Source organism: Planctomycetota bacterium, from assembly GCA_039182125.1.
Classification (GTDB): Bacteria; Planctomycetota; Phycisphaerae; order Tepidisphaerales; family Tepidisphaeraceae; genus JBCDCH01.
Map to the genome: position 1 here is coordinate 55,425 of JBCDCH010000008.1, position 26,104 is coordinate 81,528.

General features: G+C 64.3%; 25 protein-coding genes. 3 read left to right on the forward strand and 22 right to left on the reverse strand.

Going from position 1 to position 26,104, the window contains the following annotated elements; all coding sequences use genetic code 11:
- Positions 1 to 47: 47 nt before the first annotated feature.
- From secD to AAGD32_03555, 4 genes are all read right to left on the reverse strand, one after another.
- The gene (gene secD, locus AAGD32_03540) at positions 48 to 3,395 is read right to left on the reverse strand and encodes a protein translocase subunit SecD (GenBank protein ID MEM8873312.1); all 3,348 of its coding nucleotides are present in this window, start codon (positions 3,393 to 3,395) and stop codon (positions 48 to 50) included.
- A gap of 21 nt (positions 3,396 to 3,416) precedes the next feature.
- The gene (gene yajC, locus AAGD32_03545) at positions 3,417 to 3,824 is read right to left on the reverse strand and encodes a preprotein translocase subunit YajC (protein ID MEM8873313.1); all 408 of its coding nucleotides are present in this window, start codon (positions 3,822 to 3,824) and stop codon (positions 3,417 to 3,419) included.
- Positions 3,821 to 4,999: a tRNA guanosine(34) transglycosylase Tgt gene (gene tgt, locus AAGD32_03550; GenBank protein ID MEM8873314.1), complete on the reverse strand. Its 1,179-nt coding sequence runs from the start codon at positions 4,997 to 4,999 to the stop codon at positions 3,821 to 3,823. Before tgt ends, yajC begins: the two co-directional genes overlap by 4 nt.
- 64 nt (positions 5,000 to 5,063) lie before the next feature.
- Positions 5,064 to 5,987, reverse strand: coding sequence for a hypothetical protein (locus AAGD32_03555; protein MEM8873315.1), 924 nt, complete (start codon positions 5,985 to 5,987; stop codon positions 5,064 to 5,066).
- 140 nt (positions 5,988 to 6,127) lie between these two features.
- Between AAGD32_03555 and AAGD32_03560 the strand changes: the two genes are divergently transcribed.
- Complete coding sequence (locus AAGD32_03560; protein MEM8873316.1) at positions 6,128 to 7,147, forward strand: hypothetical protein; 1,020 nt, start codon at positions 6,128 to 6,130, stop codon at positions 7,145 to 7,147.
- A 14-nt stretch (positions 7,148 to 7,161) separates the two neighbouring features.
- Here AAGD32_03560 and AAGD32_03565 read toward each other — a convergent pair whose 3' ends face one another.
- The 18 genes from AAGD32_03565 to AAGD32_03650 all read right to left on the reverse strand — a co-directional run bounded on the left by AAGD32_03565 (position 7,162) and on the right by AAGD32_03650 (position 23,619).
- The gene (locus AAGD32_03565; protein ID MEM8873317.1) at positions 7,162 to 8,781 is read right to left on the reverse strand and encodes a hypothetical protein; all 1,620 of its coding nucleotides are present in this window, start codon (positions 8,779 to 8,781) and stop codon (positions 7,162 to 7,164) included.
- 66 nt (positions 8,782 to 8,847) lie between these two features.
- Positions 8,848 to 9,057, reverse strand: a complete 210-nt coding sequence (gene yacG / locus AAGD32_03570; protein MEM8873318.1) for a DNA gyrase inhibitor YacG — start codon at positions 9,055 to 9,057, stop codon at positions 8,848 to 8,850.
- Positions 9,047 to 9,379 (reverse strand): zinc ribbon domain-containing protein, encoded by a 333-nt coding sequence (locus AAGD32_03575; GenBank protein ID MEM8873319.1) that lies wholly within the window; start codon positions 9,377 to 9,379, stop codon positions 9,047 to 9,049. The genes yacG and AAGD32_03575 overlap by 11 nt, the downstream gene beginning before the upstream one ends.
- A gap of 8 nt (positions 9,380 to 9,387) precedes the next feature.
- Complete coding sequence (locus tag AAGD32_03580) at positions 9,388 to 9,957, reverse strand: nucleotide exchange factor GrpE (GenBank protein MEM8873320.1); 570 nt, start codon at positions 9,955 to 9,957, stop codon at positions 9,388 to 9,390.
- 18 nt (positions 9,958 to 9,975) lie between these two features.
- Positions 9,976 to 11,124, reverse strand: a complete 1,149-nt coding sequence (gene dnaJ, locus AAGD32_03585; GenBank protein MEM8873321.1) for a molecular chaperone DnaJ — start codon at positions 11,122 to 11,124, stop codon at positions 9,976 to 9,978.
- Between the two features lie 21 nt (positions 11,125 to 11,145).
- On the reverse strand, positions 11,146 to 11,883 hold the full coding sequence (locus AAGD32_03590) for an FkbM family methyltransferase (protein MEM8873322.1): 738 nt from the start codon (positions 11,881 to 11,883) through the stop codon (positions 11,146 to 11,148).
- Positions 11,884 to 11,905: 22 nt separating this feature from the next.
- Positions 11,906 to 13,534 (reverse strand): chaperonin GroEL, encoded by a 1,629-nt coding sequence (gene groL, locus AAGD32_03595; protein ID MEM8873323.1) that lies wholly within the window; start codon positions 13,532 to 13,534, stop codon positions 11,906 to 11,908.
- A gap of 105 nt (positions 13,535 to 13,639) precedes the next feature.
- Complete coding sequence (gene groES, locus AAGD32_03600) at positions 13,640 to 13,933, reverse strand: co-chaperone GroES (protein ID MEM8873324.1); 294 nt, start codon at positions 13,931 to 13,933, stop codon at positions 13,640 to 13,642.
- An 8-nt stretch (positions 13,934 to 13,941) separates the two neighbouring features.
- Positions 13,942 to 14,172, reverse strand: a complete 231-nt coding sequence (locus tag AAGD32_03605) for a type II toxin-antitoxin system HicA family toxin (protein ID MEM8873325.1) — start codon at positions 14,170 to 14,172, stop codon at positions 13,942 to 13,944.
- On the reverse strand, positions 14,169 to 14,375 hold the full coding sequence (locus AAGD32_03610) for a type II toxin-antitoxin system HicB family antitoxin (protein MEM8873326.1): 207 nt from the start codon (positions 14,373 to 14,375) through the stop codon (positions 14,169 to 14,171). Before AAGD32_03610 ends, AAGD32_03605 begins: the two co-directional genes overlap by 4 nt.
- Positions 14,376 to 14,384: 9 nt before the next feature.
- On the reverse strand, positions 14,385 to 16,019 hold the full coding sequence (groL, locus tag AAGD32_03615) for a chaperonin GroEL (protein MEM8873327.1): 1,635 nt from the start codon (positions 16,017 to 16,019) through the stop codon (positions 14,385 to 14,387).
- Positions 16,020 to 16,240: 221 nt separating this feature from the next.
- On the reverse strand, positions 16,241 to 17,533 hold the full coding sequence (locus AAGD32_03620; GenBank protein ID MEM8873328.1) for a hypothetical protein: 1,293 nt from the start codon (positions 17,531 to 17,533) through the stop codon (positions 16,241 to 16,243).
- Between the two features lie 231 nt (positions 17,534 to 17,764).
- Complete coding sequence (murD, locus tag AAGD32_03625) at positions 17,765 to 19,129, reverse strand: UDP-N-acetylmuramoyl-L-alanine--D-glutamate ligase (protein MEM8873329.1); 1,365 nt, start codon at positions 19,127 to 19,129, stop codon at positions 17,765 to 17,767.
- A gap of 87 nt (positions 19,130 to 19,216) precedes the next feature.
- On the reverse strand, positions 19,217 to 20,104 hold the full coding sequence (pyrF, locus tag AAGD32_03630; protein ID MEM8873330.1) for an orotidine-5'-phosphate decarboxylase: 888 nt from the start codon (positions 20,102 to 20,104) through the stop codon (positions 19,217 to 19,219).
- Positions 20,101 to 21,051, reverse strand: coding sequence for a prolipoprotein diacylglyceryl transferase (locus AAGD32_03635; protein MEM8873331.1), 951 nt, complete (start codon positions 21,049 to 21,051; stop codon positions 20,101 to 20,103). The genes pyrF and AAGD32_03635 overlap by 4 nt, the downstream gene beginning before the upstream one ends.
- A gap of 15 nt (positions 21,052 to 21,066) precedes the next feature.
- Entirely contained in the window at positions 21,067 to 21,936 is an 870-nt protein-coding gene (panC, locus tag AAGD32_03640; GenBank protein MEM8873332.1) for a pantoate--beta-alanine ligase, read from the reverse strand.
- A gap of 9 nt (positions 21,937 to 21,945) precedes the next feature.
- Positions 21,946 to 22,398: a 2-amino-4-hydroxy-6-hydroxymethyldihydropteridine diphosphokinase gene (gene folK, locus AAGD32_03645; protein MEM8873333.1), complete on the reverse strand. Its 453-nt coding sequence runs from the start codon at positions 22,396 to 22,398 to the stop codon at positions 21,946 to 21,948.
- Between the two features lie 9 nt (positions 22,399 to 22,407).
- Positions 22,408 to 23,619 carry a DUF1570 domain-containing protein gene (locus AAGD32_03650; GenBank protein MEM8873334.1) on the reverse strand — a complete coding sequence of 404 codons (1,212 nt, stop codon included), beginning with the start codon at positions 23,617 to 23,619 and terminating at the stop codon, positions 22,408 to 22,410.
- A 148-nt stretch (positions 23,620 to 23,767) separates the two neighbouring features.
- Here AAGD32_03650 and AAGD32_03655 point away from each other — a divergent pair, with 148 nt between their 5' ends.
- Together AAGD32_03655 and AAGD32_03660 are read left to right on the forward strand one after the other, a co-directional pair.
- Positions 23,768 to 24,247, forward strand: a complete 480-nt coding sequence (locus AAGD32_03655; protein ID MEM8873335.1) for a GNAT family N-acetyltransferase — start codon at positions 23,768 to 23,770, stop codon at positions 24,245 to 24,247.
- Between the two features lie 67 nt (positions 24,248 to 24,314).
- On the forward strand, positions 24,315 to 25,997 hold the full coding sequence (locus tag AAGD32_03660; GenBank protein ID MEM8873336.1) for an amino acid--tRNA ligase-related protein: 1,683 nt from the start codon (positions 24,315 to 24,317) through the stop codon (positions 25,995 to 25,997).
- Positions 25,998 to 26,104 lie beyond the last annotated feature (107 nt).

Here is a 26,104-nt window from a genome sequence, read left to right on the forward strand (position 1 = left end):
TTATCATAGCGATTGGCCGACGGACGCAAACGCCCGGACCGGCGGGGTCAGCTTGCCGGATTGACGATGTCGGTCGGCACGCCCACGTCGAGTTTGCCCCCGCCTTCGCCGCGGTAGACGCGTTCGTCCTTGGGCGCGCCGCCGAGCAGCAGGATCGGCGAGGCGATGGCGATCGAGGAATAGGTGCCGACCACGATGCCGATGAGCATCGCGAAGGTGAACGCGTGGATGCCGGGTCCGCCGAAGACGAACATGACGAAGATGGTGACCATCGTCGTGCCGCCGGTGAGCAGGGTGCGTGAGAGCGTCTGGTTGATCGAGTTGTTGACGACCTTTGCGTCGACGTGGCCGACCTTGTCACGGTTCTCGCGGATGCGGTCGAAGACGACGACGGTGTCGTTCATCGAGAATCCCATCACGGTCAGGACCGCCGCGACGGTGGTGAGGTTGATACGGAACGCTTCGAGCAGCAGCAGGTCGCCGATGAACGTCTCGGCCAGCATGTGCGCGACGCCGATGCCTGCGAACACGAAGCAGACATCGTGCAGCAGCGCGATGATCGTGGCGGCACCGTACTTGAGGTTGCCGAACCGCAGCCAGATGTAGGCTACGATCACGATCAGCGAGAGGATGACGGCGACGATCGCGTCGTTGCGGAAGTCGGAGGCGACCGACGGGTCGAAGTTGGTGACCTTGTCGAGCTCGGCCGGGTCGGAGATCGCGGAGCGGGTCACGTCCCACAGCGGGGCGGCGATGTTCTCGGCGAAGTCGGCGATGACGGCCGGGTTGTCGGGGTTGTAGGCGAAGTTGGGATCGAACATGACCACGACCGCCGTGGTGCCGCCGGTGCCGGCGACGGGCAACACGTCAATGCCGGTGAGGTTGGCCGCCTTGCCCGCGTCGGGCTGGAGACGCTTCTGTTCGATTCGGCTTTTGATCTCGTCGACCGGCAGCGGTGGATCGAGGTCGGTCAGCAGAACCGCCGCACCGCCACCGAAGCCGGCGAGGTCCGGCACGTCGAAGTCGTCGATCGTTGTTTGTCCGCTCTCGATCGGCTGCACGAGCGTGCCTTCGACCTCGGCGAACGACCGGTCCGATCCGGTGAAGTTGCTGGGCAACTGAAGCTCGAGCTTCTCGCCGAAGACGTTCATCACCGCGTCTCGGACCTGGTTGGAGTCCTGGTTGACGGTGACGAGTTCGTAGACCTTGCCGTCCTCGATGCCGGGCTGATCGACGCTTTGGACGTTGACCGCTTCGAGCACTTCTTCGAACGATTCGTCACCGACAAGCGTGCGAACGTCTTCGATTTCCATCGGCTCGTTCAGCGTGAACTGCACGGCGGTGCCGCTGGAGAACTCGATGTCGAGCATGCGGTCCTGAGTCCAGTAGTAGCCGAACAAGCCCAAGCCGATGAAGATGGTGGCGAAGCTCGGGATCGTGAGGATCCAGATCTTGCGCATCCAGTCGATGTCGGGCTTGAGGAAGTCGTCCCACCACGGCAGCGACAGCGGGATCGACCCGAGCTTCTCGATGCCGAAGTTGTTGACCAGGATCGCGAAGACCGTCTTGGTGACGTACAGCGCGGTGAAGAGCGAGACGACAGTGCCGATCATCAGCGTCAGGCCGAAGCCCTTCACTTCCTCGGAACCGAACGCGTACAGGATCGCGGCGGTGATGAGTGTCGTGACGTTCGAGTCGATGATCGCCGACCACGCGCGGTCATAGGCGTTGGCGATGGCCTGGCGGATGGAGAGGCCGCGCTGTTGTTCCTCGCGGAGACGTTCGAAGATGAGCACGTTGGCGTCGACGGCCATGCCGATCGAGAGCACGATGCCCGCCACCGACGGCAGCGTGAACGTCGCGCCCGGCAAAGCCGCCATCGACCCGAGGATGAGCAGCAGGTTCATCAGCACCGCACAGGTCGCGACGACGCCCGAGAGGTAGTAGTAGCTGGTGAGGAAGACCGCGACGATGATGACGCCGACGATGCAGACCATGAGCCCGCGCCAGAGGTTGTCGGCACCGAGCGAGGGGCCGATGGTGCGTTCGACGATCGGGTCGTCGGTGAGCTGCGCCGGGAGTGAGCCGGCGTTGAGCGTGGTGACGAGGTAGGCAAGTTCGTCGGGATCGAAGCCGGCCTGGCCACCGCCTTCGATGATGCCCTGGCCGCCGAGGATCGGACCGTTGATGTTCGGTGCCGAGATCAGCTCGTCGTCGAGCACGATGCCGATTTGCCAACGCTGAGCGCCCTGCGGCTTGTACGTCCGAGTCAGGTCACCGAAAAGCTGGGCGCCGATCGCATCGAACTTGAATCCGGCGACCCGTTCGGAGCCGTTGAACTGCTCCTGCGCACTGGCCAGCGACCAGTCGGGCCTGCCCGGTGCGTTGATCATCGACCGTTGCGGGTCGGTGTAGACGAGAATGTACTGCTTGCCGTTGAACAAGGTGGTGCCCAGTCCCTCGGCGTTCTCCTCGGCGACCTCGTACCACCGTGCGATGTCGCCGGCCGCGGCACGGGGGCCACGTTCCTGGAGGCGCTGCACCCACCCCTGATACTCGGCCGGGGGCATGTCGTTGGCGACGATGTGGAACGACAGAACACCGCTGCCACGGAGGAGTTGCTTGAGGGACGCGCTGTCGTCGATCGAGTCGCGAACGAGCTTGAACTCGTTGTAAGCGTCGACGTACTGGTCGATCGCCGTGAGCCGGCTCGGGAAGTCGGCCGCATCGGCGCGGATGTTTTCGAGTTTCTCGTCGAGCAGTTCGGGGTCGCCGTCGAGGATGAGCCGAAGCTCGTCGGGGCGGAGGTTGGTCGCGGGGACGGCCTGCGAAAGCTCGTCGAGCTTGAGCTCCGCGGTCGCGGCGGCTTGAGCGTCTTCGGCGGCCTCCGCTTCCTGCAATGCGTTGAACGCGTCCTTGATCTGGGCGAACAGATCGGCTCGCAGCGGGTTGTCGCCGGCGAGGCTTGCGGCGTCCGTGGTCGGGTCCGCCCGAAGGGCCGACAAGACCGTCGACGTACGGACGTTGGTGTTCTCAAGCGCGGTTTGTGCCTGGGCGTATTGCTGCCTGACCTCGGCGGCCCTGTTGGCCTCGTCGGTGAGCGGCATTTGGATTTCCAGACGCCGGTTCCCCTGGGGGCGCCAGATCAGGTTGCGCGTGCCGTCGGGGTCGACACGCTTCTTGAGCGCGGCCATGACCTGATCGACGAGATTGGACGTGTCCGCACCCTCGGGCGCTTGGATCTCATAGAGCAGGGAAGTCCCGCCGACCATGTCGATGCCGGGGCGGAGGTTGCTCTTGAAATCCCCGGAAAACATGCCGGGGAAGATCGCCCATATGGCGAGGATGAGCACGGAGAGGATGGCGGCGACGCGGCCTTTGACTTCGGTGGGCATGAGCTTGCGGTTTGGGGCCGATTACTTCTTCGTGTCGGTGTCGTCTTTGGAGTCCGCCTTGGACTCGTCTTTCGAGCCGGACTTGTCGGACTTGGCGTCCGCCTTGGGGTCGCCGTTGCGGGTGAGCACGGCATCACGACGGTAGCGGATCTTGGTGTTGTTGGTCTCGTCGACCTTGACCAACACGGTCTTTTCGTCGAGATCCACGATCTTGCCGATCTCCCCGCCGTTGAGCGTGATGCCGTCACCCTTTTTCAGCGACGAGAGCATCGCATCGCGCTCCTTCTTTTGTCGCCGGCTGTTGGACCAGGACATGTAGATGAAGAAGACCATGACCAGCATCAACGGGATGAGCGGGCTGGTCAGCAGGGAGCCCGCGCCCGGGGCGGGGGCTTCGGCGAGCAGGAGGATCGTTGACGGGAGGGTCATTCGGGTGCGTCGTTGGGGGCAGTGGCGATCGACACGTCTGGCGAGTCGGCGGCGGGGCCGATGTGGGTCCGAGGGTCGTGCTCGAGAAACGCTCCGAGCATTCCGTCGGCGATCGCCCGGCGGAGGTCCGCCATGAGTTGTTGGTAGAACCGCACATTATGCAGGCTCACGAGCATGGGTCCAAGCATCTCGCCGGCATGTGAGAAGTGACGGATGGCGCCGCGGGAAAAGTGGGTGCAGGCGTAGCAGTCGCAGCCCGGCTCGATCGGGCCGGTGTCGGCCTTGTGGCGGGCGTGGCGGAGCTTGACCACGCCGTTGGCGGTGAAGGCCGTGCAACTCCGCCCGTTACGCGTCGGCAGGACGCAGTCGAACATGTCGATCCCCCGCGTCACCGCCGCCACGATGTCCCGCGGGTAGCCCACGCCCATCAGGTATCGCGGTTTCTCGGCCGGCAGGGCGTCGCACGTGTAGTCCAGCACCCCGACCATCGCGTCGTACCCCTCACCCACCGCCAACCCGCCCACGGCGTAGCCGGGCAGATCGAGTTTGGACAGCTCCGCCGCGCAGTGCAGCCGCAGGTCGCGGTGGAGCCCGCCCTGAACGATGCCGAAAAGGGCCTGATCCGGTCGCTGATGGGCGTCGATGCAACGCTGTGCCCAGCGGAGGGTGCGTTCCAGCGCGGTTTCCTGCACACCACGGTCGGCGGTGGAGTCCGGGCACTCGTCGAAGGCCATGATGATGTCGGCCCCGAGCAGGTTCTGGACCTGCATCGACCGCTCGGGCGTCAGGCGGACTCGGTCGCCGTTGAGGTGGCTGCGGAAGGTCACGCCGTCGTCATCGCGGTCGGAGATGTCGGCCATCGAGAAGACCTGGAACCCGCCCGAGTCGGTGAGCATCGGCCCGTTCCACGCCCCGAACCGCTGCACGCCGCCGAGTTCGGCGACGACCTCGGCGGTCGGGCGGAGCATCAGGTGGTAGGTGTTGGCCAGAATGCACTGGGCCCCGGTGTCGCGGACCATGTCCGGGGTGAGCCCCTTGAGGCACCCCTGCGTCCCGACGGGCATGAAGGCGGGGGTGTCGAAGGTGCCGTGTGGGGTGGTGACGGTTCCGTAGCGTGCGGTGCCTTGTCGGGCGGAGTCATCGAAGGCGTGGATGTCGAAGCGAAAATCGGCCAAGCGTCGAGCCTAGGCCCGACGCTTGGCCGAAACGACGCGGCAGAGCCGTGTCTGGCTTCAGGGGCTAGCTTCGTCGGCGTAGCTTGCGGTAGCCGAGGAAGCTGAGGATCGGCAGGATCGAGTACGCCGCAGCCGGGACGGGGATCACGGCCGGGTCGTCGCCATCGCCGCCACTGCCGTTGCCACCGCCGCCGGTTCCGCCCATGCCGCCGTCGTCATCGCCCATGTTCGGCAGGTCGTCGCCCCCGTCGTCGCCGCTGCCATTACCGCCGTCACCGTCGTCTGGGCCGTCGCCACCGTTTCCGTCATCGCCGTTGCCGCCGCCGGGCTCGCCGTCGTCGCCATCGCCGGTGTCCACGTCGCCGGCGACTTCAAGGAAATCGATGTCGCCGGTGATGGAGAACGACTCGCCGGTCGGCACGCCGAACTCGTCGAGGATGATGTTGTTGATCGAAAACGCGGCGACCTCGAAGTCGGCGAGCGTGAACGGGCCGAGCGGGATGGCGGTCGAACTCAGCGCGGTGCCGTCCGTGTCGGAAAGGGCGATCCCCGACGAGAAGGCACCCGCCTCCGTGCCGTCGACACTCTGCTGGGCACCCCAGCTCACGGTGTCGGTGACATTGCCGGGGCTGGGGTCGGTTCCGCCGTCGTTACCGACGCCGATGGCCGTCTCGACCACAAAGTCGAGCGTGAGCCCGGCGATCGTGATGACGTAGGAATCTGGATCGATCTGTCCCGCGTAAGCGGCCTCGTTCGGGTCGGGATCCAAATCGACCGCACCGTCGTCGAAGTACGTGAACTGCACCGTGAACTCGTCGCCGATGGCGATGCCGTCGAGCGGGCTGGGCAGATCGCCGGCGGTGTTGTTGAACAGTTGATCGATCGTGCCCGACGCGGTCAGCGACACGGCGGCACCATACGTCGCGGGAGCGGTCAGTCCGATCAACGCCGCGGCGGAAGCGGCAGCGAGTGGGGTTGGTTTGCGCATTGGCGGGTGATTCTCCGTGAATGAGGTGACCGCACGAAGCTAACCGAATCGCTCATTTCTGCAAATCTGAACGTCTGCTTGTGTAGTTTGTAGCGATTTGAGTGCTTGAATCTGGGGGCAGTTTGCCGATAGTTCGCCCCATGAGCATTCAAACGCGCGTTTTGGTCGCCGCCGTGGCCGTCTCGGCCGCATCTTCGTTGGCCGTGGCTCAGACCGGGCCGGAGTTGCTTCTGAACCCGTTGCCCGAGGACGTGGAGTTTGAAACGATGACCCATGCCCTGATCTTTGAAACCGGCAGCACCAGCGACGGTTTCAGCGCGGGGCTCGACATTTTCCAAAGTGAAGGCCGGCTCCGCATCCCGGGTGGCGAGGACGACATCCTCCGCCGGGCTCAAGCGCGCGTCGGTTACAACATCACGCACCTGTATCTCGATACCGGGGACCCGCTCTTGCCGGAAGAGCTTGTTGACGTGTCGATCGGCTACGGCATGGGGTTGTTCCAGAGCGAAGACAAGACGATCGTCGCCGGCCTGACGCTCGGCGTCGGCTACGCCGGGGCGGGGGCTTTCGATGACGGCAATGCCTGGTACGCGTTGGCCAACTTAGCGGTCGGTAAGGAGTTCACCCAAAACGGCAAGTACTTCAAGGCCGGCGACCGCTTCGGGGTCGTGATCAACTTCGACGGCAACCGCACCATCTTCCCCGACTTCCCGCTGCTCGGTTTTCAATACACACGCCCGGTCACCGAGGAGCTCGAACTTTCGGTCGGCTTCCCGTTCAGTTCGGTCACGTGGCGGCCCGACGATAACTGGGAAATTCGCCTGAACTATTCGTTGCCGGATTCTTTCACCGGCCGCATCGACTACGGCTTCCGCGAAGGGTTCGGCATCTTCGGCGAGATCGCGGGCCAGTCCGAAGCGTTCGCCGTCGACGACCTGCCCAACGGAAACGATCGCATCCTCTTCCAGCAGTCACGCTTGGAGATGGGTTTGCGGTATCGCGTGCAGGAAACCAAGGATTACCGGGCCAACGCCATCCTCGCGATCGGCTACGCATTCGACACCGAGTTCAACGTCGGCTTCGACGTCCGTGACGAGGACAGTCTCACCGATATCAGCGACGAGGCGTACGTCCGTGCGGCGGTCGAGCTTCGGTTCTGATTCGTGAAGCCAACTCACGCGGTGGCCGTGTCGGCCGGTGCTGCGTCCTGCTCCTCTTCGTCGTACGTGCCGAAGATGTCGTCGATGTCTTCTTCCATGTACACGTCGTCGAGTTCGGTCGCGTCGACGTCCTTGCGCATGAGGAAGTAGATGATCGTCGAGCTGGCGAAGTAGAGGCTCATCGCGAACGCGCCCAGCAGCCCGATCGCGAGGTACACCCAGAACGCGATGAAGAACGCCGCGATGTCCTGTGGGAACGACAGTGCGATGAAATCGATGTCGTAGCTGAGCTTGCCGAAGCTCGGTGCTTCGTCCCACACGGCCGGGATCACCTCGCGTCCGCCCTCGAGTTTGCGGAACGAGAACAGCCCGATGAAGCCGTGCGAGAGCGAGAGCGTGAGCCAGACGAACAGTCGGAACACGCTATAGACAACCGCGCCGTAAAGCAGCGACAGCAACGTGTACCACGCCAACGTCCAGGGCCGGGCGTACAGGTAACTGAAGCTGCGGCTGATCGCGTCGAAGCTGTCGGTGCCTTCGACGGCGATGGTCGGGTACATCAGGTTGAACCCGCCGACGAGTCCGACAACGACCAGACTCATCACCATCGCGCCGAGCAGTACGAGGATGAACCCCACGCCCACCGCGATCGGCCCGATGGCGGGGATGTTCAGCAGCAGTCCCGCCAACGCGATCGCGAGTCCGAGTCCCGCGAGCATCAACAACGGGATCAACGGCGCGCTCACGAAGCTGAGGAACTTGCCGGAGGAAAATTTGAGCGCCTCGCGGATCGAGATCTTCTCGTCCCGAGCGACATACACCGCCGCGATGCGGGTCAACGCGCCGCCAAAGACCGCGAGGACGGCGATCTTGAACGCGAAGAAGATCGCAAAGTACACGGGAAACCGGGTGACCGCCCAGGACGGCCCCGTACCCAGCGAGCGGCCGATCGCCGCGACCGCACCGTCGATGTCTAGCCGAAGCAGCGATCCCACCAACTGGTTCAATGCGTCGGTCTGCCACTTGAGCGTCGTTGCGAACGGGCCTTCGCCGTTGATTTGTTTGAGCCGGGCCCAATCCTGGCTCGTCGTTTCGTAAGCGTCCTGCACGCGGCGGTCGAACAACCGTTCGGCGTCGGCGCGACGTTCATCACTCACGCCGTCCAGCGCACGCTCGGCGGCGGCGATGGCGTTGTCACGCCTTTCGATCGATGCGTCGCGCATCGCATCGAGCGACACGCCTTCGGGATTGCCGGCATTGACCGATCGCTGGTAGGCCTCGTAGTGGTTGCGGATGCTCTCGCGTTTGGTTTCGAGTGCCGCTTCGAAATTGTCGCCGCCCGCGGTCTCATGGAACAGTTCGACCTCGCCGGGGACGACACGATCGGAAACGTAGTACCACGCAGCATCGAGCGCCTGGCCGAAGACGTAGAGCGTGAGAATCGCGGCCAACGCGAGGATGAGCATCGACGGCTGCGCCGCGACGCCGAAGGCGCGGAACAGGCGGGTGAACGGAAACAAGTTGGGCCAATCGATGCCGTGGACGAGGGTCTGCGGGCGGATCAGCGACGCGGGTGCGGACCCCGGTTCACCAGGTTCGGGTTGCTCGGCGGGCTCGGACGGCTGCTCAGTCATGGGCGGGCGATGGTATTGGCCCGGCGTGTGGTGAGCAAAAGCGAACCGGTGGGGCGGCGCGACGGTCTAGGGCGACTTGTCATCCGGCGAGTCGACCACGCCCTCGACCTCGTCGCCGTCCCCCTCGACGGCCGGCACTTGGTACTTGCCGTCGAGCCAGCGGTTCAGATCGACGAGACGGCAACGCTTCGAGCAGAACGGCGATGTCGTGGCGTCCGGCTCGACGGTGCCTTTGCAGATCGGGCAGGGCGGTGGCTCGGCGGCGTCACTCGGCATCGTTGCCGGGTTTCTTCGTCGGCTTTGGCTCGGCTGGCTTGGTTTCTGTCTTCGCCTTACTTTCCGACTTTGCCGGCTTGGCGTCGGACTTCTTCCCCGCGTCGGGTTTGTCCGCGTCGGCTGCTTTCTTGTAGCTCTCGGACCGGTAGTCGGTTTCGTAGAACCCGCCACCTTTGAAGATCACACCGGCCCCGGTGCCGATGAGCCGCTTGAGCTTGTTCTTTCCGCATGCGGGGCACTTGCGCAAGTGCGATGCGGACATCGACTGGAACTTTTCGAAGGCGTGCTCGCAGGCGTCGCAGCGGTAGTCGTAGGTGGGCATGGCAGTTCTCAACTCACGGAAGACACGGCGACCTGGGCCGGCCGGATGGTGCGACCGGCGTGGCGGTAGCCGGCTTGAAGTAATTGTGTCACCGTCGGCTCGTCGTACTCGTCGGTCGGCTGTTGCATGAGCGCCTCGTGCTCGTTGTGATCGAACGGGGTGCCCGGTTCGGGGGCGATGCGTTCGACCTGCTGTTTGCCGAGCGTTTGGAGGAAGCTGTCGAGCGTCGCCTGAACGCCGCCGAGGACTTGGGAGGCCGGGGCATCAGGGTCGACTTGCAGGGCGCGCTCGAGGTTGTCGATGACCGGGAGCAGTTCCTTCACGAACGCTCCCACGGCGATGCCGAGCCGCTGTGCGTTGTCACGCTCCATGCGGCGGTTGGCGTTCTGGAAGTCGGCTTGAACACGGGCGAACTTCTCCCGGAACGCGGCGAGCTCCGCCTGGAGTCGTTCGATTTCCGCCGCGGGATCGGCCTCGGCGTCGGTCATCGGTATGTCGACGTCTTCCGGCTGTTGCTCATCGTCCTCGATGAAGTCCTGCTCGGTGGGTTCTTCGTACTGTTCTTCTTGGCCGTTCATGGCGGGAGGTTGGGGTGTTTAGTCGAACAGGTCGCGGAGCTTGTCCATGAAGCCCTTGCGTTGCGGGAGGATGTCGTGGTCCTCGGTGTTGGCGAACTCCATTAGGAGATCGCGCTGCTTTTCGGAGAGCTTCTTGGGGATCTCGATCATGGTCTGCACGAGCTGGTCGCCGCGCTTGTAACTGCGGAGGTCGGGCAGGCCCTTGCCTTTGAGCTTGAAGACCTGGCCGTGTTGGGTGCCGGCGGGGATGGTGAGTTGTTCCTTGCCGTCGAGCGTCGGAACGTCAAGGGCCGCGCCGAGCGAGGCTTGCGTGAAACTGATCGGAATCTGGCAGACGATGTCGTCGTGCTGGCGGCTGAACATCGGATGGTCGGCGACCTCGATGTAGCAGTGCAAATCACCGGGCGGCGCGCCGTTTTCGCCGGGTTCGCCTTCGCCGGCGATGCGGACGGCTTGGCCCTCGTGAACGCCGGCGGGAATCTTCACGGTGACTTTGCGTTTGATGTCGACCTTGCCCTCGCCACGGCACTTGTCGCAGCGGTCGGAGGGGTCGACGATCTTGCCGCGGCCCTTGCAGTTGGGGCAGGTGCTGACCATGCGGAACATGCCGCCAAAGCCCTGCTGCGCGACGCGTCCCTGGCCGCCGCAGGCGACGCAGGGTTTCTGTTCGACGCCCGGTTTCATGCCGTCGCCGTCGCAGTTGTCACAGATCTCCTGGCGCTCGAACTCGATGGTTTTTTCGGTGCCTTCGGCGACTTCGTTGAGCGTGAGTTTGACCTGGGTTTCCAAGTCGTATCCGCGCCGGCCGCGACGGGAGCGTCCGCCGGTTCCGCCCATGTTGACGTGAAAGCCGCCACGCCCGCCGCCGCCGAACATCTCCTCGAAGATCGAGAAGATGTCGGTCGCGTTCATGTGCGAGTAGTCGTGGGTCGCGCCGGCGACGCCCTGGTGGCCGAACTGGTCGTAGCGCTGCCGCTTGGTCGCGTCGGAGAGGACTTCGTACGCCTCGGCGGCTTCCTTGAACTTTGCCTCGGCGCCGGCGTCACCCTCGTTGCGGTCTGGGTGGTACTTCATCGCCAGCTTGCGGTACGCCTTCTTGATGTCCGACTCGGAGGCGGACTTGGCGACGCCAAGGATTTCGTAGTAGTCGCGCTTGGTCGCTGGCATGGAATGACACTCTTGGGCGTGCTAACGGCTGTCGGCGGGTTTCGGATTGGTCAGTCGGTCGGTCCGCACCGCAACGGTATCCATCCCGACGCGGGCGAGGTGGTATCCCGCATCGGCGAGCAGTTCGATTGCCGATTCGGCGTCCTCAAACGCTAAGTTTCGGTGCTCGTAGAAAATTACGCTCGGTCGGTCTGCTTCGAAATCGATCATCTTGAGAATCTCGAAGTCGAACCCCTCGGCATCGATCGAGAGGATGTCGAGTTGCTCGATCCCGTACTTTTGTTTGAGGTCTGCAAACGTGAGTGCGAGCACCTCGATCGTCGCGATCCGGTTTTCGTCGCCCACGTGTCGAACGACATGATCTCGTGACAAGGACGCGACGCCTTCGAGCATCGAGGAGCCATCGTCCAGCCCCGACACGTGATACAGCTTGGCCACGCCGGATGCCGCGGCGATCACGCTACGTTCCACATGGATGTTCGCGTTGTCAGCGTAGGTGGCGTCGAGACGGTCCGCCGCCCAAGGCTGCGGCTCGACGAGAATGCTCTTCCAACCAGGGCGGATCAAGGGAACGAACGGGTCGTAGCCGGCACAATCGTTGGCACCGATTTGGATGCACGTCACGCCCGCGTCCTGATCGAACAGGCTCGTCACAGCAAGCTCGAGCACGTTCAGCAAGTGCTTCGACGGCACGTCCGGGCCCTTGTGAGACCCGAGGCCGTGTCGTCGAAGCACTCCCTTGGCGATGGACTTGAGCATTCAGCACCTCGTCAGGGCGGCGTTACGCAACCGCACCGGCGACGGGCGTGGACTTGTCGTCCTTTTCCTTGAGCTCGGTGATAAGCACGTCGGTAGTCAGGGCCAGGCCGGCGACGCTGGCGGCGTTTTGCAGGGCGGTCTTGACGACCTTGGCCGGGTCGATCACGCCGGATTTGTACAAGTCCTCGAACGTGTCGGTGCGGGCGTTGTAGCCGAAGGACACGGGGCTGGCCTTGTCGAGGATCTTGGACACGATGACCTCGCCGTCCTCGCCGGCGTTGTCGGCGATCTGGGCGGCGGGGGCCTTCATGGCGTCGGCGACGATGTCGAAGCCGAGCTTCTCGTCACCCTTGCCCGACTTCTTCGCCGCGACCACGGCGGAGATCGCGCGGAGCAAGGCCACGCCGCCGCCGGGTACGATGCCTTCCTCGGCGGCCGCGCGGGTCGCGTGGAGGGCGTCGTCGATGAGGTCCTTGCGTTCCTTCATCTCGGTCTCGGTCGCGGCGCCGGCCTTCACGACGGCAACGCCGCCGGTGAGTTTGGCCAGACGCTCCTGCAGCTTCTCGCGGTCGTAGTCGGAGGTGGTCGTCTCGATCTGACGGCGAATCTGCTCGACGCGGCTGTTGATGTCCTTTTTCTTGCCGGCACCTTCGACGACGAGGGTTTCGCCCTTGCCGATGACGACGCGCTTGGCGGTGCCAAGCTGGTCGAGCTCGACGGCTTCGAGAGAGACGCCGAGGTCTTCGGAGAGGAACGTGCCACCGGTGACGGCGGCCAAGTCGCCGAGCATGGCTTTGCGACGATCACCGAAGCCGGGGGCTTTGACGGCGGCGACGTTGAGGATGCCGCGCATCTTATTGACGACCAGCGCGGCGAGCGCTTCGGCCTCGACGTCCTCGGCGATGATGAGCATCGGCCGGCTGCCGCCGACGACCTTGTTCAACAACGGCAATAGATCGTTGAGGTTGCTGATCTTCTTCTCGTGAAGAAGGATGTACGGGTTCTCAAGCTCACATTCGAGCGTGTTCGGGTTGGTGATGAACCACGGCGAGAGGTAGCCTTTGTCGAAGGCCATGCCCTCGGTGTACTCGAGCGTTGACTCCAGGCCCTTGCCCTCGTCGACGGTGATGACGCCTTCCTTGCCGACCTTTTCCATCGCTTCGGCGAGTAGGGCACCGATGGCCTCGTCGCCATTGGCGCTGATGGTGGCGACCTTCTGGTAGTCGTCCTTGCCCTTGACCTTCTTGCTCATCTCGTCGATGGCGGCGGTGGCGGCCTCGGTGGCCTTCATGATGCCACGCTGGACCTGCACGGCGTTGACGCCGGCGGTGAGGTGCTTGACGCCTTCGGAGAAGATCGCCTCGGCGAGGACGGTCGCCGTGGTGGTGCCGTCGCCGGCTTTGTCACCGGTCTTGCTCGCGACGGTGTTGATGAGCTTGGCGCCCATGTTCTCGAAGGGGTCTTCGAGTTCGATTTCCTTGGAGACGGTGACGCCGTCCTTGGTGATGCGGGGGCCGCCGAAGGATTTCTGGAGCACGACGTTGCGGCCCTTGGGCCCGAGCGTGGCTTTGACCGCCTTGGCGAGCGTCGACAATCCCTTGGCCACCGCGGCTCGGGCGTCGGTGTCGAATTTCATTTGCTTGGATGACATGGTGGGGAAGTTTGAAGTGTGAATGCGGAAGGGTGAAGTGGGGGAAGCTGGCTGAGCGTCGAAGTGCGTTCTGCAACTTCAAACTTCAGCCTTCACACTTCCCACTTACTCGAGTACACCGAGGATGTCGGACTCGCGGAGGATGACGAGCTTGTCGCCGTCGACCTCGATCTCGGTGCCGGCGTACTTGCCGTAGTAGACGGTCTCGCCTTTCTTGACGCCGGGGGCGTGGCGCTTGCCGTCGTCGGACTGCTTGCCGGGGCCGACGGCGAGGACTTTGCCCTTGGTCGGCTTCTCCTTGGCAGCCTCGGGCAGGACGATGCCGGAGGCGGTGGTCTCTTCAGCATCGTCACGCTTGACGACGACGCGGTCATTCAGGGGGTTGAGTTTGGTGGGCATTTGGTTTCTCAGTCTTGGCTGCCGGCGACGAACTGTGCGACCGTCAGGCCAGCGGATCGGATTAGTTTGCGGAGGGTGCCTTTGGCTACTTCACGGTGATCTGGGATGGAAAGCGTTGCGATCTCGCCGGGTTTGATCATGACGATGTGACTGCCGCGTTGTCGGGCGACCGACCAGCCGAACGACTCGAATCGAGCAACAACTTCTCGGCCGCTCATCACGGGCAGAGCTGGCATCAGACGGTGACCTCGACGTCAGCGGTCTCAACAGTCAGGGGTAGGCCCTGTTCTTGGCGAACCTCAAGGCACACCGCGATCGCCTCGCGAATGTTCGCTATGGCCTCGTCGCGTGTCGCCCCTTGGCTGACACAGCCAGGAATCGATGGGCACTCGGCAACCCAAGCGCCATCCTCGTCGCGATCGATAGTGATGCGAAACGTCATCGAGGCTCCTTAGTAATCCATGCCCTCGTGGTCATGGTCGTGGTCGTCGCCGCCCTTGCTGGGTTGGTCGGCGATGATGCAGTCGGTGGTCAGCAGGAGTGTGGCGACTTCGCTGGCGTTTTGCAGGGCGGTGCGTTCGACCTTGGCGGGGGTGAGGATGCCGGCGGCGATCATGTCGACGTGTTCGCCGGTGAGGGCGTTGAAGCCGTTGGCGGCTTTGTCTTCCATGACGCGGCGGACAATGACGCTGCCGCTGTGGCCGGCGTTCTCGGCGATCTGCTTGAGCGGGGCCATGAGTGCCTGGCGGATGACCTTCACGCCCGCGGCCTCGTCGCCGGTGACCTTGAGCTTCTTCTCGTCGAGGGCGGCCAGGGCACGGACCATCGCGGTGCCGCCGCCGGGGACGACGCCTTCCTCGACGGCCGCGCGGGTCGCATGGAGGGCGTCCTCGATGCGGGCCTTCTTTTCCTTGAGCTCGGCCTCGGTCGCGGCACCGACGTTGACCTGGGCCACCCCGCCGGCGAGCTTCGCCAGGCGCTCCTGCAGCTTCTCGCGGTCGTAGTCGGACGTGGTGGTGTCGATCTCGCGGCGGATCTGCTCGATGCGTCCCTGGATGTCGGCGCTGCTGCCGGCACCCTCGATGATCGTGGTGTTGTCGTTGTCGATGCGGACCTTCTTGGCGGTGCCGAAGTCGGTCAGTTCGACGGCGTCGAGCTCGACGCCTAGGTCCTTCATGATCGCCCGGCCGCCGGTGAGGACGGCGATGTCGTTGAGCATGGCCTTGCGGCGATCGCCGTAGCCGGGAGCCTTGACGGCGGCGACGTTGAGGATGCCACGGAGCTTGTTGACGACCAGCGTCGAGAGTGCCTCGCCGTCGATGTCCTCGGCGATGATCAACAGCGGCTTCTTTGCCGTCTGGATCTTCTCGAGGATCGGCAGCAGCTTTTGGGCCGAGGAAATCTTGTCTTCGTAAACGAGGATGAGCGGCTTGTCGAACTCGACGGCCATCTCGTCCTGATCGGTGATGAAGTTGGGCGAGAGGTAGCCGCGGTCGAACTGCATGCCCTCGACGACGTCGACGTAGGTGTCGAGGCTCTTGCCTTCCTCGACGGTGATGACGCCGTCCTTGCCGACCTTCATGAAGCAGTCGGCCATGATCTTGCCGACTTCCTGGTCGTTGTTGGCGGAAATGGCGGCGACATTCTGGATGTCGGCCTTCTTGGAGGCGTCGATCGGCTTGGACTGCTTAACGATCGCGTCGACGGCGGCCTCGGTGGCACGGCGGATGCCACGGGCCAGGGCGTTGGCGTCGGTGCCGGCGGTGAGGTAGCGGTAGCCCTCGGCGAAGATCGCCTCGGCGAGGACCGTCGCGGTCGTCGTCCCGTCGCCGGCGGCGTCGGAGGTCTTGCTGGAGGCCTCCTTGACCATCTTGGCACCGATGTTTTCGTACTTGTCGGTGAGGTCGATCTCCTCGGCGACAGTGACGCCGTCCTTGGTGACGGTGGGGGCACCCCAGCCCTTGTCGATGACGGCGTTCTTGCCGCGGGGGCCTAGGGTGGTCTTAACGGCACGTGAAAGCTTCTGGACACCGGTCAGCAGATGCTTGCGGGCTTCGGCGTCGAAGGAGAGCATTTTGGCGGGCATGGGTCTTTGGAACTCCGAGAAAACGGGGTTGGGATACGGGAAAGTCGTGGTAAGCCAAAGCAATTACAACCGGCATGCCAGTTGGAAATCGTTGTTTTGGGGCCGTGACGGTGGTTTCGTGAGTCGAACTGCCGCACTTGTGGCGGTCATGGCGCGACAAACCGCCGATCTGGCAGAAGGCCAGATCGGCGGTTGTCAGGAGCAGCGGATGAGCAATGGGATCAGCCGACCCGGCGACGCAGCAGGGCAAGTCCGGCCACGCCCGCCAGTGCCAGCGAGCCCGGCTCGGGGATGAAGCCGACGCTGGCGAAGAACACCTCGTAGCTGCCGGTCGGGTTGAGGGAGGTGGCATCAACCTCCACGAAGTAAGTCCCATCCTCGGGGATCAGCAGATCGAAAATGAACGAGTCGAGCGTCTCGATCTCGTCGTCGTTGAACGCGCTGGTGCCAAAATAGTCCAGTGGGTTGCCGTCTTCGTCGAGGACGGTGACCTCGGCGTCGATGAGGTCCGTGAAGCGTTCGGCGACCGATTCGCTCACGATCTCGACGCTGAGCAGGTTGCCGGCGAAGAGTTGGATTTCGAAGACGTCGAGGTCGGCCGCACTGCTGAGCGTGCCGGTGACGGCGTTGGCGCGGACGGGAACATCTTCGCCGAAGAACTCTTCGCCGATCGGCTGGATACCGGAGAGGTCGAGAAGTTGCAGTTCGATCGGCTGGGCGGTGGCGAGCGTGTTATTGAAGCCGGCCGCTTCGGGGATGATGTCGTCCACTGCAGCGAACTGGAGTTTGATCGCCGAGCGGTCGCTGAAGTTTGTGAAGCCGCTGAAAAACACGCCGAAGTCGCCGCCGAAGGCGGGGGTGGACATGGTGTTGCCAAAGAACTCGTTGGCAGCAGTACCGCCAGGGAAAGACGGCACAAAGCCGGTCTCGAGCCCGGTGCTGGGAACACCCGAACCGATCGGCCCGAACGCGTCATGGTGGCGCAGTCCCAAGGTGTGTCCCAGCTCATGGCCGCCAACGTTAATGGCGTAGTTGACCTGCTCGGCCGATGAAAACCCCAGCAGGCCGTCGGTCCCGATGAACGCCAGATCGCTGGCGGAGATGTTGCGGAAGTCGATGCCCGTGACGGCGATGCCGCCAAGTCCGAAGGCGTCGAAGACCAGATCGGTATCCGCGCCGGCAGGGTCGGTCAGGGAAAAGTTGATATCGAAGCCGGCGAACAGGTTGCTGAGGCCGGTGATGACGCTGGCCTGCTCGGCGGGGGAGTAAACGCCGGGGATGGCGCCGCTGAAGTCGACGAAGACCTGCTGGGTCGTGCCGCCGGGGCCGATCTCGGCGATCGCGGCGTTGGGGCCGTAGTTGTTCAGGTCGATGGGCCGTTGGCCGGGGGCGAGGTTGGCGTTGTAGGCGGCGATACGATCCTCGACGGGGAACGGCGTGCCGTCCGCGTGGGCCGAGCCCCAGCTACAAATGTCGCAAGCAGCGGCGGTCGCCGCGGGAAGAAAGGTTGCCACCGCGGCAGCCCAAATCAAATGACGTGCGGACGTACGCCCACATACAAGCTCCGATGTTCTCGTAAGACGCATCAATCTCTCACTCTCATGTGCGGGCTGAACCGGCACGGGTTGGGGGAATAGGCGGAAACTACGACTATGGCGAAATCCGCCCATCGGGCAACCAATAAACGACCGTCGGATAAGATTTTATCGGACCGGAGCCCCGAAAATGCGGCTAGGCGAATGGGATTAGGCCTTGGCAAGCTGCCGGAACGCATCCCCACGCTCCTGGAAGTTGGCGAACTGGTCGTAGCTGGCAAAGCCCGGGGAGAGCAGAACGACATCGCCCTCGGTGGCCAGGTCGCGGGCTTCGGCGACGGCCGCGTCGAGGGTTTCGCACACCCGGGCGATCCCCCCCAATTTCAACGCCAACGCGGCCGACGTCTCGCCGATGCAAAGCACGGCTTTGGCCCGCTTGGTCAGCGTGTCGATCATCGGCGTTTCGTCGCCGCCTTTGGATTTGCCGCCGATGATCTGGATCACGTTGCCTGCCGGGAACGCCTCGCATGCGGCGGCTGCGGCGGCGGGGATCGTCGCGATCGAGTCGTTGATCCAGCGGACGCCGTCCGCTTCGTGTACCAGTTCCAGACGGTGCGGTAGGCCACGAAAGTCGGCGCAAGCTTCAACCGCCTCGTCCGTGTAAAGCCCGAAGAGCTTGGCCGCGGCGTAGGCAGCTCGCTCATTGAGCCGATTGTGCTTGCCGGGCAGCAGCGGGGCGATCTTCTCCGGCAGGTTCGCCCGCTTGCCGTACTCGATCACTGTCGCCGGCGTGTAATCCTTGAACCCCCGGCTCAGCGGCGAACTACTCGCCACGACGGCGTAATCGCTTTCCCGCTGGAACCGCACGAGGTTTCGCTTGGCGTTGACGTATGCCTCCTGCGAGCCGTGCCAGTCGAGGTGGTCGGAGCCGATCATCGTGACGACGGCGATGTGCGGCGACCATCCGCTTCGGCCCAGGTGCCAAAGCATGAAGCTCGACAGTTCCAGCACGACGAAATCGTCGGGGTCGATGCGGTCGAGGTGCTCGATGAGCGGGGTGCCGTTGTTACCTCCGACCCAGACGCCATGGGGACGCTTGTGGTCGAAGACGGCTCGGACCTTGTTCGGCCGTTCGCGGACGTCCGGCCGATCGCCTTTGGCGACGACGCGGAGCATGCGGGCCAGCAGCTCGACGGTCGTGGACTTGCCCTTGGTGCCCGTGACGCCGAAGACGTATCGGCTGCGACAACGTTCGGCGAAAAGCACCACCTCCGTCGTGACTTCGACCTTCGAGTCGGCCGCCACCGCGAGCATGGGATGGCCCGGCCGGACTGCGGGCGAGGCGACCACGAGGTCGGTGTCCGAGAAATCGCCGGCATCCGGTTCGTCGCCGATTTTCAGCGTCACGTCACAGCCGTCGATCTCGGTGATCGACTCGGCCAACGCATCGCGGTTCGCCGAGTCGACGACCGTCACGATCGCGCCTTGCGTGCAGAGCCAGCGTGTCACGGCCACTCCGCCGCCGAAGCGGCCGAGCCCGAAGACGGTCACACGTTTGCCGGCAAGGTCGTTCACGCCCACACCATACGAAAGCCCACGCCTTCAGGCGTGGGTCAGCGGTTGACGTTACTCGTTGCAGACCCACGGCTGAAGCCGTGGAAGTTAGAGATTGCGCAGCTCGTCCCGCATCGCCTTCGCGGCGGCGGCGATGTTTTGTTGCCAGTCGCCGTCACCTTCGGGATAGAGCACGCTGCGGCTCGCACTGACCAGAGCGGGGGCGTCGTTCTCGAAGGCCGCGCGGGTCATCTCGGCCGTCGCCCCCTGTGCCCCGTAGCCCGGTAAAAGCAACGGGCTGTCCGGCAAGCGTCGACGCAGGCTTTGCATTTGCTCAGCCTGTGTCGCCCCCACGACCGCCCCGATCGCCGACCAGCCGCAACGGCCGAGCGCGGCGGGGCGGTGAGCGAGATCATTCACTTTCTCCGCGACCATCTCACTCCACGTCCGCCCGTCCGCGAGTTGCACGTCCTGCAGTTCCGCGCTGCCCGGGTTGCTGGTGCGCACCAGGACGAACAGCCCCTTGTCTTCGTCAACGGCGGCATTGACGAACGGCTCGAGCGTGTCCATGCCGAGCATCGGGTTGACCGTCAAGGCGTCGGGCGTTTCGACGTCCTCACCGGCCATGGGGGCGAGGTGGGCCGCGGCGTAGGCTTCGCTGGTCGCGCCGATGTCACCGCGTTTGGCGTCGCCGATGACGATCAGGCCGCGGGTCTTCGCCTCGTGGATGAGCGAGAAATACGCCTCGACGCCCTCGGCGTGGTACTGCTCGAAGTACGCCGACTGAAACTTCACCGCCGCAGCGTACTCGGCGACCGCGTCGAGCACGCCCAACGTGAACGTGAAAAACGCATCGACCACCGCCGCGGCGTCATTGGCGTTGCGTGCTCCCGGAATCACCGCGTCGGGGAGCCGAAAGTAGTTCGGATCGATGCCCACGCAGACGACGGAGTTCTTCTCACGGATGGCCGCGTGGAGGCGGTCGGGGAACGTCATGCCGGCACCGTAGCGGGAGCGGGTTTGGGCTCAACGTCCGGCGGATTCGCCGTCACGTCGACGGTCGTGGTGGGCCCAAGCTTTGGCATCAGGAACCACAGCACCACGCCCGCCGCCGCAAGCAGGAGTCCCACGACCATGCTGAACGAGAAGCTTCCGATCACGGTCGGCTCGCGACGAATCGTCTCGAGCAAGAACCGGCTCGACCCGAGCAAAATCATCATCAAAGCCAACCCCCGGCCGGCTTGGTGCGGGACGTGGAAGAACGCAATGAGGACCGCCGTCAGAAAGAACGCGTTGGCCGAGGAGTAGAGCTGCGTGGGATGAACTGGCAGGGAGTGAAAGTCGGCCTTGAGCCGCTCGGCGGCCGCGGGGTTGATTGCTTCGAGCGCCGCCAGTTGTGGCCCTGGAGGTGCGACAAGCCCGGCTTCGACATGATCCATGTGGGCCGGCGAGCCGTACGGAAACTCGATCGCCCAAGGCAGGTCACACACGCCGCCCCAGCAGCAGCCGTGGAGCAAACACCCGATCCGCCCGAACGCCAGCCCGAGCACGATGCAGGGAGCCGCCACGTCCATCCCGAGCTTGAGCGGGACTTTTTTCCAGACCGCGTAAGCGATGGTCACCAGCGCGGCGAATATCAACCCGCCGAAAAACGTGAGGCCGCCGCTGGTGAGGTTGATCGCGTCGAAGAAGTTGGCACCGAACGAGCGTGTGGGATCGGTGAACTTGTCGAGGTTCTCGAAGATGTGCGAGAGACGTGCGCCGACGATGCCGGAAAACACCGCGAGCAGGGCGGCGTTCTGAAAAAAGTCCGGATCGATCCCGACCTTCGGCGCGAGCCATTTCGACAAACCCATCGCGGAAAAGACGCCAAGCACGAGCATGAGCCCGTACCCGTAGATCGGCAGGTCCAGGAACGGGATGCGAAACAGAACGTCTTGCACGCAAAAGCGTAGGCGTCAATCGCGGATGACCAAGTTGTCGATCAGTCGGGTTTTCCCGATGCGGGCCGCGACGACCATGATCGTCGGCCCATCCACGGCGAGCCTCGGCTCGAGCGTGCGGGGATCGACCGCTTGAACGTAGTCGATCGAGACGGGGATGTGGCCGAGGTTGTCGCCCTGTTCGACCGAACCCCTGGCCATGATCGCGTTGCGGACGGTGGACTCGAGCCGATTGGTTTGTTCGATGCCGGACTCGTACTCGGCTTTAGCCGTGCGCAGCCCGCCGATGATCGACAGGGCACGCCGCCGCTCGTCGGGCGCGAGGTAGACGTTGCGGCTGCTCAGCGCCAGCCCGTCGCTTTCGCGAACGGTCGGCTCGCCGACGATTTGCACGGGCACGTCCAGTGCCTCGACCATCGCTTCGATCACGCGGAGTTGTTGGAAATCCTTACGCCCGAACACCGCCACGGTCGGCCGGACGATATTGAACAGCTTGAGCACGACCTGGCACACACCGCGAAAGTGGCCGGGCCGATGGCGACCTTCCAGCTTGCCGGTCAACTCGGGCAGATCGACGATCGTGTCGAGCGTGCCGGTCGGGTATATCTCCTGTGGCGACGGGTTAAGCACCAGATCAACACCCTCGGCGTCGCACTTGGCCAGGTCGGCTTTGATCGGACGCGGATATTGGCTCAGGTCCTCGTTCGCCCCGAACTGCGTCGGATTCACGAAAATACTCACGGCAACCGTCGCGGCGTGGGTCTTGGCCGCCCGGATCAACGCGAGGTGGCCCTCGTGGAGCGCCCCCATCGTCGGCACGAACGCCACGTTGCCGCACTCGGCCCGCAGTCTCCGAAACTCCGCAATCTTCTCCGCGACCTGCATGGCCGCACGTTACGCATTCGCCGGCAGGCCCGACAGCAACTCTGCGACGGTCCGTCCGAACACTGGGTGTCGCCAGTCCGGCGCGATTTCCGCCAGCGGGTGCAGCACGAACCGCCGCTCGTGCAGCCGTGGGTGTGGCACAGTGAGATTCGGCTCGTCGACAATCAGGTCGTCGTACAACAGCAGGTCGAGATCGAGTGTCCGCGGAGCGTTGGGGAAGGGGCGCTCGCGGTGGAGGTCCGACTCGATGCGGTGCAACTTAGCGAGCAGTTCACGGGGTGAGCGGTCGGTTTCAATGACGGCCGCGGCGTTGAGAAAGTCCGGCGCGTCGGCCGGCCCGCCGACGCTGGGGTTCTCGAAGTTCGTGCTCACCGACACCGGCGCGAGCACGTCGAGCGCCGCTCGGATGTGCGCCGCCCGGTCACCGAGATTCGAGCCGAGTCCGATCGCTGCACGGGACATTCGCGAAGTCTACCGCAGACGAACGACGGTTTCGTGGTCGACGTGATCGCCGAAGCGATGGAACCGCGTCACGAGCTCGACCCGACCGCCGGGCCGGCAGATCAGGTCCGGCAGCGAACGCTGTGCGCGTGAGAAGAACAGCTGGCTGTCCGGCAGCGGGTTGCCGGCGTGATCGACGAAATGCCGCGCGGGGTCCGCGTTGCTCTGCCAGCGGAGCGTGCCGTCCTGGTAGGTGATCCGTACCTTGTGCCGGTCGGCGAAGCGGCGTAGTTCGCCGGCATTCTTGAACGTGATGCCGTTGCCGTGCAGCAGCCGGATCATGTCGGCGCGGATGCGTTGGTGTTCCAGCGCGGTCGCCTCGGCGGTGGGGCGGAGTTGGTTGCAGTACTGGAGGAACGCCGACTGCATCGGCCGGTAGTCGTCACCGAAGCTCCGCCGCATCGCGACGTCGGCCCCGTAGCCGGCGTGCATGAGCTTGAGCGCGTGGAGCAGACGCCGCCGCAGCCGGTGGTCGCCGCCTTGCTCGTCATACACGAGAAAGTGTGCCGCGGCCCACGCGAGGTTGTACTGCATCGCCGACGTGTCGGGGTCGGCCATGTTCGCCCACCATGCCTCGCTGTCGAGGGCCATGAGTTGGTCGAGGGGCATCAACTTGCCGGACTTGCCGTCGACGAGCAGCCGACGCAGCCGGGTCGGCGGGACTTGGCCGAGCACGAGGCGCGATGCGTTGCCTTCCTCGACCCAGATGCCTTCCTCGAAGAGCTGCGCGATGCCCTCGTTGAGCCAGACGGGGATGTCGTGATCGATCACCGCATGGGCGAACTGGTGGAAGCCCTCGTGTCGGAGCACGGCCCGCAGCCGGTCGCGGCCCTGGTCGCCGAGGTAAGCCGCGATGGCGTTCCGGTCCGGCATGAACACGCCGCCGCTGTGACCGTGCGCTTCGCCGACGAAGCCGACGTAGTCCGACTCGTTTTCGAAGAGGTAGATCTCGCACTTGCTCGCCGCCGCCGGCACGCCGAACCCGGCCAACCGCCGCGCGTACTCGACGTGCATGCGATCCAGTTCGTCGCCGATCGACGCGACCAGCGAGCTCGGCAGGTCCGCGTGAATCCGGTAGTACCGCGTCTCGACCGTCCGCAGCGCCGCCGCCGCGGACTGAGCGAAGATCAGGAGGAAAATGAACGCAAATGCAACCCGCCGCACCGGTGTCTTATCGGCCAAGCGTCGCGGTATGTCCACGGACGAAACGTCCGGTAACGCCGGTGGACACTTGGGCTCGGTAAGAAGAGCTCTCGGTCATCCGACCGCCGAAGGACAACGGCACGTGGTGGTTGTGACCTCGCCTAAGCTTTCATTCGTTCAGGCCCATATGACCTCACCCGCCCACGCCATCCAACTCAAGCCGATCACGCGGCCGATGCTCCGCGACGTCCTCGCCTTGAGCGTCGAACCGCAGCAGCAAAAGTTCGTCGCGCCCAACGTCCGGTCCCTCGCCGAGGCGTACGTAGACCTGGAGCGCGCCTGGCCGCGTGCGCTGTGCATCGGCGACAAGCCCATCGGGTTCGCGATGCTCGAGCTCCTTGGCCCGGACCATCCCGAAGCCCCCGATGGCAAGGCGTCGTACTTTCTTTGGCGCTACATGATCTACGCCGAGCACCAACGTAAAGGTTACGGCACCACCGGCCTTGACCTTATCGTCGCCCACGTCCGAACGCTTCCCGACGGTGACGCGCTTGGTACGTCCTACGTCCCCGGCGACGGCTGCCCCGGCCCATTCTACGAACGCTACGGCTTTCGCCCCACCGGCGAAGTCGACGACGGCGAGATCGTTCTCCGTCTTGCGCTGTGAGGAGCGGCGATGATTGGCCGAGAGCGAACGGCACCGCCGCAGTCGCGAGCCCGCCTACGCTTTCTCCATGCCGGACGCTTCCGCCGAACAACGCACGCAGCACCGCTCCGAATACGAAAACGAACGCCGGGCCAAGCTCGAAAAACTCCGCGAGCTCGGCGTCGATCCGTACGGCCACCGCGTCGATAGCATCGAGCCGCTGGCGGACATTCGCGGCAAGTACGACGAGTCGATGGGCCACGACGGCGGGCCGACGGTGCTCGGGCAGGGGCGGATCGTGCTCAAGCGCGACATGGGCAAGCTCTCGTTCATCACCCTGCGCGACGCGTCGGGCGACCTGCAGATCGGCTTGGACAAGAAGCGGCTCGCCGAGCACGACGACAACGCCTGGGCCGTCCGCAATCTGCTCGACCTGGGCGATCGCCTCGCCGTCGAGGGCGCGCTCGGCACGACCAACAAGGGCGAGACCACCATCTGGGTCACGAAGATCCACGCCGTCGCCAAGGCGTTGGTCCCGCCGCCCGACAAGTACCACGGCCTCGAGGACACCGACCTCCGCTACCGCCAGCGCTACACCGACCTCTGGGCCAACCCGGAGGTGATGGACCTGGCGGTCAAGCGGACGCAGATCGTCCAGCACATCCGAGAGTTCCTCCGCAACCGCGGCTACATCGAGGTCGAAACGCCGATGCTGCAAAGCCTGCAGGGTGGGGCGGCCGCGCGGCCCTTCACGACCCACCACAACGCCCTGGACATCCCCCTGTTCATGCGCATCGCCCCCGAGCTGTACCTCAAGCGGCTGTTGGTCGGCGGCATGCCCAAGGTCTTCGAGATCGGCCGCAACTTCCGCAACGAAGGCATCTCCCCCCGCCACAACCCCGAGTTCACCATGCTCGAGGCGTACGAGGCGTTCGGATCGTGGGAGACGATGGCCGAGTGGGTCGAGGAGCTGGTGTGCGAGCTGGCCGAGAAGTTCTGCGGCGGGCTGAAGATCGAGCATCCGAACGGCCGGATGATCGACCTTACACGCCCGTGGCGCCGCGCGTCGATGGCGGAGTTGGTGGAGGAGCGGACGGGATGGGCGTTCAGCAAGTGTTCACTCGCAGACGCAGACGCCGACGTACTTCAAGCACTTGCTACAGCGTTGACCGATGACGCTGCAGATGAGATAGAGAAGCTAGAGTTGACGAAAGACGACGTACAGAAGCTAGCTGCCCGCATCTCGGACGAAGATTTGCGGTTAAAGATTGTCGATCTTCTTACATCAGCCGGTACCGACATCGGTCGCCGAAACCTGGTGCAGTTCACCCAGTTCTGCATCGGAGCCACATCACCGGCAGAGCAGCTAGTAAATGTGTACGAGAAGCTTGTCGAGCCCACGCTCATCAACCCGACCTTCGTCACGCGCGTGCCATCGGTCATCATCCCGCTGGCCAAGCCGTGCGTGGACGATCCGTACTTCGCCGACGTGTACGAACTCGCGATCAACGGCCAGGAGATTTCGCCCGGCTACACCGAGCTCAACGACCCGGATGTCCAGGAAGACCTCTTCCGGCAGCAGGTCGGCGACGACGCCGAGAAACAGGCGATCGACCACGACTTCCTCAACGCCCTGAAAGTCGGCATGCCCCCAGCCGGCGGGATGGGGCTCGGTATCGACCGTTTGATCATGCTCCTGACCGGCGCCGAGAGCATCCGCGACGTACTGCTGTTCCCGTTGATGCGGCCGACGGAAAAGCCGAGCGACTAAACCTTCTTGTCATCCCGAGCGCAGCCGAGGGATCTAGCTGATGTGCAGGCCGCGGTTGTTCGGCCGACCCGCTACCGCTAGCGTTGGAAACAAACGCACGGTCGGGA

Bases quoted from the DNA above. Each gene is read 5' to 3' on its own strand.
- secD (MEM8873312.1), bottom strand. From the start codon at position 3,395: ATGCCCACCGAAGTCAAAGGCCGCGTCGCCGCCATCCTCTCCGTGCTC.
- AAGD32_03655 (MEM8873335.1), top strand. From the start codon at position 23,768: ATGACCTCACCCGCCCACGCCATCCAACTCAAGCCGATCACGCGGCCG.
- panC (MEM8873332.1), bottom strand. From the start codon at position 21,936: ATGCAGGTCGCGGAGAAGATTGCGGAGTTTCGGAGACTGCGGGCCGAG.
- AAGD32_03580 (MEM8873320.1), bottom strand. From the start codon at position 9,957: ATGAACGGCCAAGAAGAACAGTACGAAGAACCCACCGAGCAGGACTTC.
- AAGD32_03565 (MEM8873317.1), bottom strand. From the start codon at position 8,781: ATGACTGAGCAGCCGTCCGAGCCCGCCGAGCAACCCGAACCTGGTGAA.
- groES (MEM8873324.1), bottom strand. From the start codon at position 13,933: ATGCCCACCAAACTCAACCCCCTGAATGACCGCGTCGTCGTCAAGCGT.
- AAGD32_03575 (MEM8873319.1), bottom strand. From the start codon at position 9,379: ATGCCCACCTACGACTACCGCTGCGACGCCTGCGAGCACGCCTTCGAA.
- pyrF (MEM8873330.1), bottom strand. From the start codon at position 20,104: ATGACGTTCCCCGACCGCCTCCACGCGGCCATCCGTGAGAAGAACTCC.
- yajC (MEM8873313.1), bottom strand. From the start codon at position 3,824: ATGACCCTCCCGTCAACGATCCTCCTGCTCGCCGAAGCCCCCGCCCCG.
- groL (MEM8873327.1), bottom strand. From the start codon at position 16,019: ATGCCCGCCAAAATGCTCTCCTTCGACGCCGAAGCCCGCAAGCATCTG.
- dnaJ (MEM8873321.1), bottom strand. From the start codon at position 11,124: ATGCCAGCGACCAAGCGCGACTACTACGAAATCCTTGGCGTCGCCAAG.
- yacG (MEM8873318.1), bottom strand. From the start codon at position 9,057: ATGCCGAGTGACGCCGCCGAGCCACCGCCCTGCCCGATCTGCAAAGGC.
- AAGD32_03555 (MEM8873315.1), bottom strand. From the start codon at position 5,987: ATGCGCAAACCAACCCCACTCGCTGCCGCTTCCGCCGCGGCGTTGATC.
- AAGD32_03560 (MEM8873316.1), top strand. From the start codon at position 6,128: ATGAGCATTCAAACGCGCGTTTTGGTCGCCGCCGTGGCCGTCTCGGCC.
- folK (MEM8873333.1), bottom strand. From the start codon at position 22,398: ATGTCCCGTGCAGCGATCGGACTCGGCTCGAATCTCGGTGACCGGGCG.
- AAGD32_03660 (MEM8873336.1), top strand. From the start codon at position 24,315: ATGCCGGACGCTTCCGCCGAACAACGCACGCAGCACCGCTCCGAATAC.
- AAGD32_03610 (MEM8873326.1), bottom strand. From the start codon at position 14,375: ATGACGTTTCGCATCACTATCGATCGCGACGAGGATGGCGCTTGGGTT.
- groL (MEM8873323.1), bottom strand. From the start codon at position 13,534: ATGTCATCCAAGCAAATGAAATTCGACACCGACGCCCGAGCCGCGGTG.
- AAGD32_03590 (MEM8873322.1), bottom strand. From the start codon at position 11,883: ATGCTCAAGTCCATCGCCAAGGGAGTGCTTCGACGACACGGCCTCGGG.